The organism is Flavobacterium sp. GQ95 (assembly GCF_059758655.1).
The window spans coordinates 325,091-339,237 of sequence record NZ_JCAXEB010000003.1 but is presented as its reverse complement, the minus strand read 5'-3'; the positions used below and the strand labels follow the sequence as shown (position 1 = coordinate 339,237).

The following is a 14,147-nucleotide window of genomic DNA, read 5'->3' as shown; positions in this document are numbered from 1 at the left end:
TTATTTATGTCTAATTCCTAAATCATTTAGCTTTTTAGCATAAAAAAGCGATTTTTTAAACTGAAGATTTTTATACGGAATTCTTAAAATGCGATATAAAATACCTTTTTTTGAACCTTTAAAAAGATATAAAAAAAAGTGTTTGTATTTATATTCAACAACTTGCTGCGGGGTAAAATGTTTTACAATACCATACATTATTGTTGGACTTGGCACAGGACGAATATTTTTCACTGGAGTATCCAACTCCCAAGGCTGCGTTTTTCTCTTTTTTCCTAAAATTTTAGCTTGATTTCCCCAGAAACGATATCCTCCAACAGGCGGTTTTAAATGCAAATTAGGAGAAAAAGGATTGAGAATTACAATTTGCCCTAATTTAACTAATGATATTCCAAAGTCACTATCTTCGCCATAACCTCCATCAAAATTAATATCGTTGCCAACTAATTTTCTAACATATTCTGTTTTCACACAAGAATTTGCATTACTAAAACCAGGATTTGCGCCCACACTCCATCTTTTTTCACCAAGTTTCACAAGTTTTTCGGCTAATTCTTTTAATCCTTGCTGTTGGTTATCTGCACGAATATCCAATCCGTTACAAGCATTTACTTTATATGTATGTAATATCCTGATATGATTTTCGATAAAATTGGGCTGTACGCGAACATCATCATCTCCAAAAACAATATAGTCGCCAGTACATAATTCTATAGCTTCATTACGAGCTCTGCAGCTTCCTTTGCTTTGCTGCCACTTTAGAATAAGTTCAAAAGGAAACTGTTTTTGGTACAACTTTTCATCTCTTACATCTTCAGGAGTTGCATCGACAATAACTACCTGAGAAACAGGATAAGTCTGAACTGCTAAATCTTCTAATAATTGGAGCGTAAAATCCTGGCGCATCATAGTTGGAATAATATAACTAACTGACGGATTTCCTTCTATATCTAATAACTCACGAGGCTTAACAATAGGTCTCTCAATTGTTTGCTTAAAATTTTTCTTTGCGTAAAAAAAAGCATTCCATTCTTTCCATTTCCAGAATCCTTCTCTGTAAAGCATAAAAACAGAATGGTCTATTTTAAAATTTTTTCTAAAGAAAACATATCTGTCTTTTGCTGTAATATTGATTTTCTCAACAACAGATTCTTCAAAAAGGCCTTTTATATAAAGTGGAATTGCTGCTGAATTTCGCAAAGCATTGTATCCAAAATCTAAAGCCTTCATTTGAATATTTTCATATTCAGAATCAAAGCCTTTTAGAGTTTTCCAAACAGATTTTCGTATGGCAAATTGATTTGGATTGATTCTCCAACTCAAACATTCATCAAGATTATCAAAATCATTAATGTAAATAAAAAAGACAGCAGTTTGATAAACTAATTCTGGAAATACATTTTTGTATCCTTGTTCAAAAGAACTATGCCAAATATCTCCAGCACCAGTTGCCAGAATCTCTAATTTATCAAAATTAGGTTTCCCGTTGTATAAAATAATTTCTCCTGTTGAAGTTACAAATTCCTTTAGTTTCATTTCTTTACTCTGGATTTATTATTTTATTATAGAATTCAATATTTTGCTTTGCTAGAATTTTTATGTCAAAAAAAGTTTCAACTTTTTTTCTGGCTAATTGTCCTGTTTTTTGACACAAATCTTCATCTTCTAGGAAATCGATTATTCTTTTGGCATAAAGTTCGTGATTTTTCGGATCAACCAAAAAACCATTTTCTCCGTCATCAATTATTTCATTTGCCCAACCAATATTTGAAGCGACAATTGGTTTTTCTAATACCATTGCTTCAAGCCAAGAAACAGGAAAAGCTTCTGCAAAAGAAGGAAAAACACATATTTTTGATTGCTGAATTTTTTGTTTAATGGCTTCATAAGGAACACTGCCAAGATATTCCACATTTTTTATTGCCTTTTCTGAAAAGAGATTCTGCATCATTTGCCAAGTCGAAGCATTTCCCGAAATAATATCAGGAACGTCTTTACCGACTAAAATTAATTTGGTTTCAGGGTTGTTTTCAACTACTTTATTAAAAATTAAAGGTAATTCTAAAAGTCCTTTTTTGCGGATTAAGCTTCCAAAATATAAAATGCTTTTTTCTTTTTGACTATAATTAATATAATTAGTGTCAATTTCAAATAAACTAGTATCAATAAGATTTGGAATAATTGTATATTCTTTATTCAAATCAAAAATTACATTTGTCAAATCTGCAGTAAACTGACTTACTGCTAACAAACCATTTGCCTTGCTCAGCGCTCTTTTTTCGTGAAATTTATTTATCCATTTTACAGGACGATTATCTAAATGGCAGAAATAAGTATCAGATCCATGCAATCGAATTATAATTGGACATTTATCTGGTTTTATAAATGAGGTAATTCCTGTCCAGTCAGGTGCTTCTACTAAATCAATTTTCTTATTAAAATATAATTGATTAATAATTCGCCCGATTTTTTTTCTTGTAAGAAACCATGATAATCCTTTGAATTTTACGTTTTTAATCTGTTGAATCAAAATTCCGCTATCATCAAAAATGGCATCTTCTTTTTGTCCATATACCAAAACTGTAACCACAATACCTTTTTGTGCAAGCCCTGTTGCCAAATTTTTAATACTCGTACCTATACCACCCGAATTTCCAGTTAAGGAATGTGGATATTCTGGTGTTAAAAAGGCTATTTTCATGGTTTTACTTTTTAAAAAAATCTTTTAAAATTCTGGCTGTAAATATCTTTGCCCCTGTGTCAGTCATATGTCCGCAAGACGAAAAATATTTATCTTCTATAACTACATTCTCATAATTATGAATTTCGGGATATGCTTTTTTAACTTTATCAAAATAATTCATGCCTGTAACATTTTCGCACATTGGTGTCATAACAGCAATGAAATTAATGTTGTTTGCCTTACAAATGTTTTTAATTTCTTCGTAATATTTATTATGAGGTAAAGGATTCAAATTAACAATATTATTTTTCATATTGCCATTTTTGTGTTTCTTTAAAGGGTAAAATCCAAGATTATCCAAAGCATTTGTTGTTTTATTTGTTGCAATTTTATAGGTTTCCCTAAATCCTATTTTTGCATCATATTTTATATATCTGTAAAAAGGAACATAATAAAGCTCATTAAAATTTTTCTGAGATTCAAAATGGTCTTTTACAACTTCTGAATTATGAATATAAGGTAAAAATTTAGCCGCTACACCTTCAGATTCTTTATCATTAGATAGATTTAAATCAGCTTCCAGGATGACGTTTTTAATTGAATATTTTCTTTCAACCATTAATTTAAGCATTAAAGAAGCTTCAAACAAGTGCCCACCACTCATACCATAATTAAAAGTTTTTAATCCTTTATCTTCAAACATCTTTGAAACAAAATGATTATTTGCTCTAGATGAACCCAAAATAATAACATCGTATCGCTGTGGTTTCGAATTAAAAACGTTTTCTATTTTTCCTCTATTTTTAGATTGCAGAAACACTGCCGTATATAATCCATCAAGAGCAATCGCTATTAAAACTATTACAATTAAAACTTTGGCTGTGTAAATTAAAAAACGTTTCATTAAAACTGAAAATATATAAATTCTTTATAATCTGAAAAAGTTCCGAAAGTCATTATGATAACCATGGCTAAAGCTACTTTCAATAAACTTCTTTTACCTGAAAGGGGTTCAATTTTGCTACGATTAAACCATTCGACCAAAACAAACAAAACTATTAATAGCAATATTTCATAACTATAACGCTCATTAGCTAAGTATTGAAAATTAAATTCACGATTGGTTATAATTCTTTTTAAATATAAAATTGCATCGGTGATAGTCTTCGCTCTAAAAAATACCCAAGCTACACAGGTCAATAAAAAAGTATAAAAAATACTCGTTAATATTTTTGCTGAATTAAAATCAAATTTTAGCTGAATCGTATCCATATTATTTCGATTCCTATTTGACAGAAGCAATGGCAAAAAGTAAACGGCATTTATAAATCCCCAAACGACGTAGGTCCAATTGGCACCATGCCAAAAACCACTGACTACAAAAATGATAAAAGTATTTCTGATTTTCATCCAAAGTCCTCCTTTGCTTCCTCCTAGTGGAATATATAGGTAATCTCTAAACCAAGATGAAAGTGAAATGTGCCAATGTCTCCAAAATTCAGCAATATCTCTTGAGAAATATGGATAATTAAAGTTTCTCAATAAATCTAAACCAAACAATTTTGAAACTCCCAAAGCAATATCAGAGTAACCGGAAAAGTCGCCATAAATTTGGAAAGCAAAGTAAATTGCTCCTACTATTAGAGAAAATGAATTCATTGTTGTGTAATTATCAAAAATAGCATTAGCGTAGCTGGCACAAGTGTCGGCAATGACCACTTTTTTGACTAAACCCCATATAATTTGATAAATACCTTCCTTAGCTTTTTCAAAGTCAAATTCTCGTTTTATTTTTATTTCCGGCAATAAATGTGTGGCTCTCTCAATTGGACCAGCTACCAAAAGTGGAAAATAGCTTACAAAAAGGGAATAATCAACAAAGTTATATTCAGCTTTAATTCGTTTAAAGTAAATATCAATTACGTAGGATAAACCATGAAAAGTATAAAATGAAATTCCGACTGGAAGAATGACATTTAATAAAATTGGACTTGCCTGAATTCCAGCTGAATTTAATAATTCAGAGAATGAAGCTGCAAAAAAATTGTAGTATTTAAAAATTCCAAGGAAACCTAAATTGACAATAATACTTAACCAAAACCAAAATTTACGACTCTTATCAGATTTACCTTTTTCGATTTGAATTCCAGTATAATAATCTAAAAATGTAGAAAAAATTAGCAGAAAAAGAAACCTCCAATCCCAACAAGAATAAAAATAATAACTGGCAACAATTAGTAAAGCATTTTGGCTGCTTTTGGTTTTATTGAAGACAAACCAATACAAGAAAAAAACGAGTGGCAAAAAAACAGCAAAAGCTAATGAGTTAAAAAACATGCTTGGTATTTATGAAATTTTAAGATTAATATGTTTTCTCTATAAGTAGTTTGAAGTGTTTCTCTACCATTTTTTGCAAAGAAAAGGAATTGGTAATTAATTCTCTTGTATTGCCTGATATCTTTTTGTTTCCTAAATACACATTTTCTAAAATTTCAGTTAAAGCCTGAAGATTTTTTACTTCAAAAATATAGCCGTTTTTATCCGAAGAAATCACTTCAGTATTACCTCCGACATTCGTTGTAATTACGGGAACATTCGCAGCAAGACTTTCTAAAATCGACAAACTGAAACACTCCATATACGTAGGCTGCAGCATATAATCGTATTGCGAAAAAATCTCATTTAAGTTTGATTTACTTCCCATAATAGCAAAACAATTTTGAAGAGAATATATTTCAATTTTATTTACCAACTGTTCTTTATAAGGTCCATCGCCATAAACATCAATCTTAATCTCATTTTTTATTTCTAAAGGAAGAAGATTCACGGCTTCAATTAAATCTTGAATGCCTTTTGATTCTCTTAAATGCGACGCCACTAAAAATGTTGGTTTTCTTTCATTTCGATGATTTCGAACTAAAATCGTATCTAAAATAACTCCGTTGTAAATTGTTTGCGTTTTAGATTTAAGATGAGATCCAAAATCTCTTAAAATTTCATTTACTGTATAATTTGACACTCCGATAAAAACATCAATGTATCTTGAAAATAAAATTCCTTTTAGCCTTTTATTTAATTTCTTTTTAGGTGAATATCCATTTAAAGGTCTTGGATTATGATCTACAGCAATGATTTCAGCAGTCGTCATTTTTTTTATTTTATAAAAAAATGGCGTACATAATTCTACAAAATGCGTGATAACATGCGTATAAACTGCTTTGTTTTGTTTGCAAAAAACCAGAAAATTATTCTGGACATTTTCAGATTTGCTTGTGTGAATTATCAAATTAGAATAATTTCCGTGATTTGAAATATTTGGAAAAAACCAGTCCACTTCAATTCCATTTTCTTTGCATTTTTTGTCAAAATCCCAGAAAAAATAATCCATACCTCCCACTCTTTCTTGAAGCAATTCATAATTACAGATTACGGCTATTTTTTTATTAGTCATTGAACCTTGCTAAAGTTGAGGCAATTCGTGCGCTTGTTCCTTCCAAATTTTGACCAATTTGTAAATCGATCATGACTTCCCTGTCTTTTTTTCTTTCGCTCGGATTATTTAAAGTCTGATTAATTTGCTCAATTAATTGTTTTTTATCTTTTGCAATTAAGACTGCATTCCCATCAATTACTTTTTTATAGTGATTGTAATTCAAAAATCTTTGATCATTGTAAAGTCCGTTTTGCAGATTTCCAAAAACCGTATTAATTACCGGCTTATCAAAAAGCATAAAATCAAGGCTCATTGTAGAGCACATATTAATACTTAAATCTGAGTTTTCGAGTAACGAACGCAAATCCATAATATCTTCCTGACTCGGAATTCTCTGTGACCAGCTTTCTTGGTGATTTTCTCTAGTTAAAATCCATTTTGGAACATTCCATATAATTTCCGGAAACTCATCACGAATAGCTTTAAATCTGCTATCGTCTTCGGCTGGAGAGGTTCTTACTAAAAGTTGCGAAGGAAATGCTATTTCATTATCTCTAAGAGCTTCAGCAATAGCTTTAATCACAATTGGATCATTTGAACCAATTGAAACATCAGCACAACTGTAACAAATTATTTTTTTATTGCTGTTTAATCCAAATTTGGTAATGTAATTTTCTCTTGTTGTTTTGTATTTATCAAGAACATAGGGTTCAAACTGAGGCGTTCCCACAACTTTTACATTTTCGCTTTTTACGTTCGGATAAAAATAAAGAATTTCCTCTTTCATCAACTTACTCCAAACTAAAAAGTGGTCAAAACTCCCTAACATTCTTCCTTTTGAAGCTAAATTATCCCAGCTGAAAATAAAAGTACTCGTTGGAATTTTTGACTGAATTGCTGCGAATAAAAAAGGAGCTAAATATGGAGGTCTCTGATGCGTAAAAAACAAATGAAACGGTTGATCTTTTTTAAGGATTTCAATATATTTCTTTGTTATTTTATTTTTTGAAAAAGATAAAAATTGAAGCTTTTCAGCCAATAAAATACTTGAATTAGTATTGACGTATTTCGTGAAAAAATAAATACTTTTCACAAATATAGACCGAAGAGAATTGCTTTTAGGATAACCAACAACCAGATTATCATTCATTCCATAAAAATTTTTATGTTTTTGCAAATGCGCAATTTCTTTCCATTTTCTAAAGGCCCAAGTTATTTTTCCTTCTTTAAAAACGCTAAGTTCTTTTATTTCAAGTTTTGGATTATTTAATTTTGGATAACAGCTTTCAGGCAAACCAGAATAGATAATAATTTTATCAAACTGATTTACTGCTTCTGCAAGAAAATCACTCATAATAAAATTTCTAAACCCAACTCCATCGGTTATTACAACTCCTAATTTTTTCATTTATTTATAAAGTACTTTTAATCTGATTTTTTTTGAGAATTCAATAGTAAATTGCTTTTTTAAAAATCATCAGGTTTTTAAATCGTAATTTTTTAAATAGTTTAATAAAACCTCATCTTTAATATTTGGCATTAAAATTCTATTCATTTTTCTGCTTGCCTTGTTTTCTTTATTTGAATAATAATTATTCGCTAATAAAATTCCCAAGAAACCTAATTCATCTGCTATTTTAATAGTGTCCAAGTTATAAGATCCATGAGGCAAAGCCAGATATTTAATATTTTTATTCGTTAATTCATTCAACTTTTCCAGAGATAATATTAACTCCTGCTTTTGTTCTTCATAAGTCAAATTTCCTAAAGAATAATGATTGTGTGTATGAATTCCTAATGTAATTAAACGATGATCCGATAAAATTTTTAATTCTGAATTTGTTAACGAACGATATTCTTCTCTAGGAGAGAAATGTATTTGATTTATTTTTTCAAATTCAATAAACCATTTTTCCTTATCTGGATTCAATAATTTATTAAGTTTATCTGTAATACCATTATAAATAGTATTTGATTTTGAGACTTTATTTTTTACATCTGGAAGATAAAATAATTCGTCACAGTCAGTATAATCAAAAACGAGTCTATCCCACCAAAATTCATTTTTTGTATTGATGTTTAGTGTCGTTACAAAAATAGTGGCAGGAATTTGATACTTTTCTAATAAGGGAAGAGCATTAATAATATTATCTGCATAACCATCATCAAAAGTAATTATCAGTCCTGTTTTTTTTAATGAATTCCAATCTTCATCTAATCTAAGAATCTGATAGTTTTCTTTGTAATAAAATAATTGGTTTTCAAAATTCTCAACACTTACAGTAAGATGAGTTAATTTATCACTAACAACATCACTAACTCTGTGATACATGGTTACTAAAACAGGTCTTCCATTTAGTATCCTGTTTTTTAATTTTAGAAATTTATAATATACTTTTTTGAGTTTACTTTTCATTAATTAGATAAATCTCTAAATTGTTTTTGATGATTGAGCTGCCAAATATCATCTTTTTGAAGACATTGAAAAAAAAGTAGATTACTATTACCCTGACCAAAATCATCTGTAACAATTTTTACTATATGTGAGTCAATAATCGAAAGTGCCTCTTTGATACCTTCTTCAGAATAACCAGTATTAATAATATCGGCGTGAACAGCTCGGTTTTGCTGACGTGTACCGATGTTAATAATAGGAATTCCGTAATAAGGTGCTTCTCTTATTCCTGCACTGCTATTCCCTATAATAAATTGACTGTTTTTTAATAACGTCAAAAAGTATTCAAAACGAAGTGATGGATAAATCCTGAATCTAGCATTTTCTTTTAGCTTTTCGTAAGATTCAATAATAAATTGACTTCCTAAATCATTATTAGGAAATATTACCACATAATTATGACTGTCTTGGAGTAAGGCCTCAACAAAGGTCTCTGCATATTTTTGCATCTCCTTAATTTCAGTAGTAACGGGATGAAACATTACGATGGCATATTTATCAAACTCAATTTTATAATAATCTTTTGCAATTGCTAATTCGGGCAATTGATCGGAGAACATAATGTCGATATCTGGGGAACCAATCGTAAAAATAGACTCAGTGATTTCGCCCATTTGAATCAATCTCTTCTTTGCTTCATTATTCGATACAAAATGAATATGACTCAGTTTGCTAACACTATGCCTAATTAATTCATCTACAGTTCCTGAAACTTCTCCACCTTCTATATGTGAAACTAAAATATTATTAAGAGATCCTACAATCGCACCGGCTAATGTTTCAACTCTGTCACCATGCACTACAATCATATCCGGATTTACCTCTTTGCAGTATTGAGACAAACCTTCGATAGTTTTAGCAAGAGTTAAATCCATTGTGGTTTCGTGGGTGTGATTTTTGAAAGTATGAATATTTTTAAATTTACATCTTTCAATTTCAATTAAAGTATATCCGTATTCCTCTTGTAAATGCATACCCGTGACAAATACAAAAACCTCAAACTGATGTTGTTCCTCCAAAATTGAAATCAATGATTTTATCTTTCCAAAATCAGCTCGGGTTCCGGTAAGAAATAGTATTTTTTTCATTTTATTTTAAATTTGGTGAATGAACAACTCTCCTTTTTGAGTTATTAAACTATTATCCGGAATATTATTGATGATCATTGTATGTCCGCCAATAATAACATTGTCACCTATCGTTAGTTCACCAATTATCGAAGAATTACAGTACATTGTAACATTATTACCTAGTGTATTGCCGTTGCCTCCTCCATTTTTTTTATGTCCAATAGTACAGCCATGATGAATTTTAAATCCTTTACCGATTTTGTTTCTGCTTCCTATGACAGTTCCTTCGCCATGTATAATATAAAATCCTTCGCCTATTTCATTATTAAAATAAATTTCACAACAACATAATTCCTTAAGCAGCCAATGTATCTGTGGCTTTAGGTTCTCCTGATCATTTTTATGCAAAACACTTCCTAAACGAAATAGAAAAATACCTAACTCATTAGAATTTGTTGTTATTCTATCTTCGATATCTGCTCTGGTAAGGTCAGGAAAATGATAATTAACATCAATAACTGTTAATTCAAATGCGCTCTGAATATAATTTTCATCAATTGCTTTAAACTGATATACTTTAGTCAATAAAAATTGTACAAAATCTTTCATTAATTAATATCTTCCCAGATCAATTGTTCATCGTTTTCAATATCTCTTGTTGCCGTTTTTCCGATTAAATCATTAAAATGCTCCGCTAAGATTTTACCCGTTCCAGGACGTTTAACCCAAATATTTTGTTTTGTGAAAATTTCTCCTTTTTTAATAGGTGCAATTGCACAAACAGTAGCAAATGCAAAATCTATTGTTACTTGTTCTTCTGGTGCTGGTTTTTTTATTCCGCCCCGCATTAAAGCCATTTCTGCACTCGAGATAATAAGTTCCTTACAGGCTTTTTCATCCATACTGCAAATAATATCTGGACCTATACGCTGCATATGATCCGTAAAATGTCTTTCTAGAACACTTGCACCAAGTGCGACAGCTCCTAAACAGGCATTGTTATTAAGGGTATGATCACTTAAACCAAAGACTTTATCAGGAAAAGCTTTGTGCAATTCTACCATAGCACCAAAACGCACCAAATGAATTGGTGTTGGGTATAAATTGGTAGTATGCAATAAAGCCACAGGAATATTATGCTGATCAAAAATAGCGACTGCTTTCTGAATACTTTCAATTGTATTCATACCTGTACTTAGAATAACAGGTTTACCAAAAGACGCAATATGTTCTAATAACGGATAATTATTACATTCTCCTGAACCAATTTTATAAGCAGGAATATCAAACTTCTTCAATCTTTCTGCAGCGGCGCGGGAAAATGGTGTAGAAATAAAAATCATTCCTTTGTTTTCGACATAATTTTTAAGTTCTAATTCCTCTTCTTCATTTAATGAGCAGCGTTCCATAATTTCATAAATAGAAATATCTGCATTGCCTGGAATTACCTTTTTAGCAGCACCGCTCATTTCATCTTCTACAATATGAGTTTGATGTTTTACCACTTCAACGCCTGCCCTATGCGCTGCGTCTACCATTTCTTTGGCCACGGTCAATGAGCCTTCATGATTAATTCCGATCTCGGCAATAACTAATGGTGGAAAGTCTGGTCCAATTTTTCTTCCTGCAATTTCAATATATGGATTCATAAAATTAGGTTATGAATTAGAATTTAAATGTTTTTGGTATAAATATTCGGCGTAATCGAAGTCTTCTTTTGTATCGATATCAACATTGGCAAAAATATGATCTATTTCGAAAGGAAATGAATTTTCTCCAATAATTATATCATCAAAAATCAAAGATGATTTTGTTATATAAAGCAATCCGTTTTCAAAAAAAAGGGGTTCTAAATCCTGGCTCCGCTGCCCTATTTTATAATTGTATGGAATGAATTTATTGTCAATAATTTTTCCAAACTTCTGATGATTACGTGAAACTGTAAATAAACTATTAAACTTTTCTTTTTCGTAAATATCAAATGCTTCTATCAATAAATTTGCTGGCCTTAATGGGTTTGTAGGTTGTAAAAGAACAATATTTTCTACCTCATCAGAAATTTGTTCAAGAACATTTTTTAAAGCTGAAACGGTCGGTTCTAAATCACCGGAAATATCTCCCGGTCGATCTATGATTTTGGCTCCATATTCTAGAGCAATTTTTTTGATTTGTTGATCATCTGTCGAAACATAAATTTCGTCAATAATTTGTCCATTCGCTTTAGCGTACAAAATACTGTGCACAATCAAGGGAATTTCACCTAACTGTTTTATATTTTTTTGAGGTAATCGTTTAGACCCTCCTCGAGCCGGAATAATAGCGATTGTTTTCATAAAACAGAGTTATTTTTTACGGGTTCCCAATACAGTTTAGTTTTTTCTAATTTTTGATAAGCCTTGTATTCTTGTATCGATAATCGATTTGAATTTTTAATAATTTTCGGAATTGAAAATATTAAATCAAACAATGCTAGTATAATTGCTTTTAAAGCTGTTAAATCTCCTTTAAAGACTTTTAACTTGAATTGTATCCAAATAGAATAAGCCAATTTGTTTGGGATAACACGAATTGGATAAAATAAAAAGTACAAATACCAGCCAGAACGTAATGATCTTTGTAAACGTAAACTGTAATCTGAATCTTTTTTTCTCTCTTTTATATTTACCCTGTGATTTACTAAAACATCAGGCAAATAATATACTTCCCAATCCTTTTTAAATAACTGATAAGAAGCAAAATCTTCTTCGCCATAAAACACAAACCATGACGGATAATCTGGAATATCGTTCCATGCTTTCATCCTCCAAACATTTGCGCCGCCGGCAAAACTTTTAGTGCGATGCAAAACTTCACTGGTTGTTGATATTTTAGGTTCTTCTAAATCCCAGAAAATTCTAAAACTAAACAACCCAGCTTGTGGATTTTCATTAAAAGCTTTCTGAATCACTTCTAACGGATTTTCAGTGATAAAATGCAAATCATCATCAATAGAAATGGCAAATTCAGTAGTTACCAAACTCATTAATCTATTTCTGCTGTAAATTAATCCTTTGCTCTTATCATTCCGAATTAATTTAATTTTCAGAAAATTATCCTGAATAGATTCAAAAGTTCCATCTGTTGAACCATCGTCGCAAATAAGGCAAACGACATCATCTCTGTCTAATAAATATTGAATTTTACGTAATGTAAAAGTCAAATCATCTTTCCGATTTTTTGTTGTTATTAAGATTGAAAAAACCTTATGCTTCATTTTTTTGCTGTTTAATTCAGGCTATCAATAACTTCCCTTAAATAATTTACAGAAACATAGTCCTTTAAATCACTTCTGTTCAAAAGTAAATTCTCTGGATTTTGTTTCCATAATTGATATAACTTTTCAATCAGAAAGGCAATTTTTTCGACATTATCAACCTCTGCCCAAAATTCATAACTTTCCCCGAGTAATCTTCTTGTTTCGCTATAATAGGGAGCCAGAGAAAGAATCATTTTATTGGCTTCGATACAATGTGGAAATTTAGCAGGAAGAAATGGACTAACCTCTGATTTTGATTCTAAAATGACGTTAATCGAAACATTTTTTTGTACAAGAAATACTTCATCAAAAGATTTATTGCCATTATACACATATATTTCATGAATATCGTTTTTATAATGATCAAGAAGTTCAGTATGATCAGATGCATTTCCTAATAAAATAAGTCTAGAGTCATTTCGGGCTTCCGGATTTTTTTCCAGAAACGTATTAAATCCTTTTAACAAACCTTCAGGTGGACGTTCTTTCATTAAATTCCCGGCGTGCAATAAATTGAATTTGGAAACATCACAATAACTAGGAAAACTATTATTTTTGATTTCGTATTTTGCATTTTGATGCGGAATAATTACTCCCGTTTTAGAAAAATCCACAAAATAGCTGCTCATCCATTCTTTTAATAAATGGCTTGGAAAAGCGCTATATTTTGCTTTTTTCGAAATTTCTCTAAAAAAAGCTTCTTTTTTGTCATAACCCGGTTCGACCCAGTTATAAGGTCTGGGGTAATAATGAAAAGGAAATGGATCATGCACATATGCCATCCATTTATTGTGTAAATGAGGTAATTTAAGAACTGCATAATGTGGTCTAAAACTAGCTCCCTTGCTTAAAGTCAAAATTAAATCAGGCTCAAAAGACTGTTTTTTCAAGGTTTTAATAATACTTTGTACATCATTAAAAAAAGTAAAGGAAAACCCTAATTTTTTTTCGAAAAATGGAGCAAAATTTATTTTAAAATTTCGATTTATTATTCTAAAAAATCTACTTAAAAAATAATTAAAATTCGATTTTATTTCTGGGACAGAAAACGTCTTTATATTTTTTAATTGAATGTCTTTTCGAGTATAATGATAAACCAGAACTTCAAAACCGGCTTCATATAAGTTATTAATCAAAGCTACGTTTGCTTTAGAGCCACTGCTATCATCTATATTTATAGAATCTACTACTACGAGTACTTTTTTTATCAT

13 protein-coding genes are annotated in these 14,147 nt (G+C 30.4%); all 13 read right to left on the bottom strand.

Going from position 1 to position 14,147, the window contains the following annotated elements; genetic code table 11:
- Positions 1-1,536 carry a glycosyltransferase family 2 protein gene (locus tag AC6CH4_RS08790; RefSeq protein ID WP_498102107.1) on the bottom strand — a complete coding sequence of 512 codons (1,536 nt, stop codon included), beginning with the start codon at positions 1,534-1,536 and terminating at the stop codon, positions 1-3.
- A 4-nt stretch (positions 1,537-1,540) separates the two neighbouring features.
- A complete protein-coding gene (locus tag AC6CH4_RS08785; RefSeq protein ID WP_498102105.1) occupies positions 1,541-2,701 on the bottom strand; it encodes a glycosyltransferase family 4 protein in 1,161 nt (386 codons plus the stop codon).
- A 4-nt stretch (positions 2,702-2,705) separates the two neighbouring features.
- On the bottom strand, positions 2,706-3,587 hold the full coding sequence (locus AC6CH4_RS08780; protein WP_498102103.1) for a hypothetical protein: 882 nt from the start codon (positions 3,585-3,587) through the stop codon (positions 2,706-2,708).
- Positions 3,587-5,020, bottom strand: coding sequence for an MBOAT family O-acyltransferase (locus AC6CH4_RS08775; protein WP_498102101.1), 1,434 nt, complete (start codon positions 5,018-5,020; stop codon positions 3,587-3,589). Before AC6CH4_RS08775 ends, AC6CH4_RS08780 begins: the two co-directional genes overlap by 1 nt.
- Positions 5,021-5,045: 25 nt before the next feature.
- Positions 5,046-6,134 carry a glycosyltransferase family 4 protein gene (locus AC6CH4_RS08770; protein WP_498102099.1) on the bottom strand — a complete coding sequence of 363 codons (1,089 nt, stop codon included), beginning with the start codon at positions 6,132-6,134 and terminating at the stop codon, positions 5,046-5,048.
- The gene (locus AC6CH4_RS08765) at positions 6,127-7,524 is read right to left on the bottom strand and encodes a CDP-glycerol glycerophosphotransferase family protein (protein ID WP_498102097.1); all 1,398 of its coding nucleotides are present in this window, start codon (positions 7,522-7,524) and stop codon (positions 6,127-6,129) included. Before AC6CH4_RS08765 ends, AC6CH4_RS08770 begins: the two co-directional genes overlap by 8 nt.
- 69 nt (positions 7,525-7,593) lie before the next feature.
- Entirely contained in the window at positions 7,594-8,532 is a 939-nt protein-coding gene (locus AC6CH4_RS08760) for a polysaccharide deacetylase family protein (RefSeq protein ID WP_498102095.1), read from the bottom strand.
- Complete coding sequence (gene neuC, locus AC6CH4_RS08755; protein ID WP_498102093.1) at positions 8,532-9,659, bottom strand: UDP-N-acetylglucosamine 2-epimerase; 1,128 nt, start codon at positions 9,657-9,659, stop codon at positions 8,532-8,534. The genes AC6CH4_RS08760 and neuC overlap by 1 nt, the downstream gene beginning before the upstream one ends.
- 6 nt (positions 9,660-9,665) lie before the next feature.
- Positions 9,666-10,250: an LbetaH domain-containing protein gene (locus AC6CH4_RS08750; protein ID WP_498102091.1), complete on the bottom strand. Its 585-nt coding sequence runs from the start codon at positions 10,248-10,250 to the stop codon at positions 9,666-9,668.
- Entirely contained in the window at positions 10,250-11,290 is a 1,041-nt protein-coding gene (gene neuB / locus AC6CH4_RS08745) for an N-acetylneuraminate synthase (protein ID WP_498102089.1), read from the bottom strand. The genes AC6CH4_RS08750 and neuB overlap by 1 nt, the downstream gene beginning before the upstream one ends.
- A 9-nt stretch (positions 11,291-11,299) precedes the next feature.
- Positions 11,300-11,974, bottom strand: coding sequence for an acylneuraminate cytidylyltransferase family protein (locus AC6CH4_RS08740; RefSeq protein ID WP_498102087.1), 675 nt, complete (start codon positions 11,972-11,974; stop codon positions 11,300-11,302).
- Positions 11,971-12,894: a glycosyltransferase family 2 protein gene (locus AC6CH4_RS08735; RefSeq protein WP_498102085.1), complete on the bottom strand. Its 924-nt coding sequence runs from the start codon at positions 12,892-12,894 to the stop codon at positions 11,971-11,973. Before AC6CH4_RS08735 ends, AC6CH4_RS08740 begins: the two co-directional genes overlap by 4 nt.
- A gap of 11 nt (positions 12,895-12,905) precedes the next feature.
- Positions 12,906-14,147 (bottom strand): glycosyltransferase family protein, encoded by a 1,242-nt coding sequence (locus AC6CH4_RS08730; protein ID WP_498102083.1) that lies wholly within the window; start codon positions 14,145-14,147, stop codon positions 12,906-12,908.

Bases quoted from the DNA above. Each gene is read 5' to 3' on its own strand.
- AC6CH4_RS08790 (WP_498102107.1), bottom strand. From the start codon at position 1,536: ATGAAACTAAAGGAATTTGTAACTTCAACAGGAGAAATTATTTTATAC.
- AC6CH4_RS08785 (WP_498102105.1), bottom strand. From the start codon at position 2,701: ATGAAAATAGCCTTTTTAACACCAGAATATCCACATTCCTTAACTGGA.
- AC6CH4_RS08780 (WP_498102103.1), bottom strand. From the start codon at position 3,587: ATGAAACGTTTTTTAATTTACACAGCCAAAGTTTTAATTGTAATAGTT.
- AC6CH4_RS08775 (WP_498102101.1), bottom strand. From the start codon at position 5,020: ATGTTTTTTAACTCATTAGCTTTTGCTGTTTTTTTGCCACTCGTTTTT.
- AC6CH4_RS08770 (WP_498102099.1), bottom strand. From the start codon at position 6,134: ATGACTAATAAAAAAATAGCCGTAATCTGTAATTATGAATTGCTTCAA.
- AC6CH4_RS08765 (WP_498102097.1), bottom strand. From the start codon at position 7,524: ATGAAAAAATTAGGAGTTGTAATAACCGATGGAGTTGGGTTTAGAAAT.
- AC6CH4_RS08760 (WP_498102095.1), bottom strand. From the start codon at position 8,532: ATGAAAAGTAAACTCAAAAAAGTATATTATAAATTTCTAAAATTAAAA.
- neuC (WP_498102093.1), bottom strand. From the start codon at position 9,659: ATGAAAAAAATACTATTTCTTACCGGAACCCGAGCTGATTTTGGAAAG.
- AC6CH4_RS08750 (WP_498102091.1), bottom strand. From the start codon at position 10,250: ATGAAAGATTTTGTACAATTTTTATTGACTAAAGTATATCAGTTTAAA.
- neuB (WP_498102089.1), bottom strand. From the start codon at position 11,290: ATGAATCCATATATTGAAATTGCAGGAAGAAAAATTGGACCAGACTTT.
- AC6CH4_RS08740 (WP_498102087.1), bottom strand. From the start codon at position 11,974: ATGAAAACAATCGCTATTATTCCGGCTCGAGGAGGGTCTAAACGATTA.
- AC6CH4_RS08735 (WP_498102085.1), bottom strand. From the start codon at position 12,894: ATGAAGCATAAGGTTTTTTCAATCTTAATAACAACAAAAAATCGGAAA.
- AC6CH4_RS08730 (WP_498102083.1), bottom strand. From the start codon at position 14,147: ATGATAAAAAAAGTACTCGTAGTAGTAGATTCTATAAATATAGATGAT.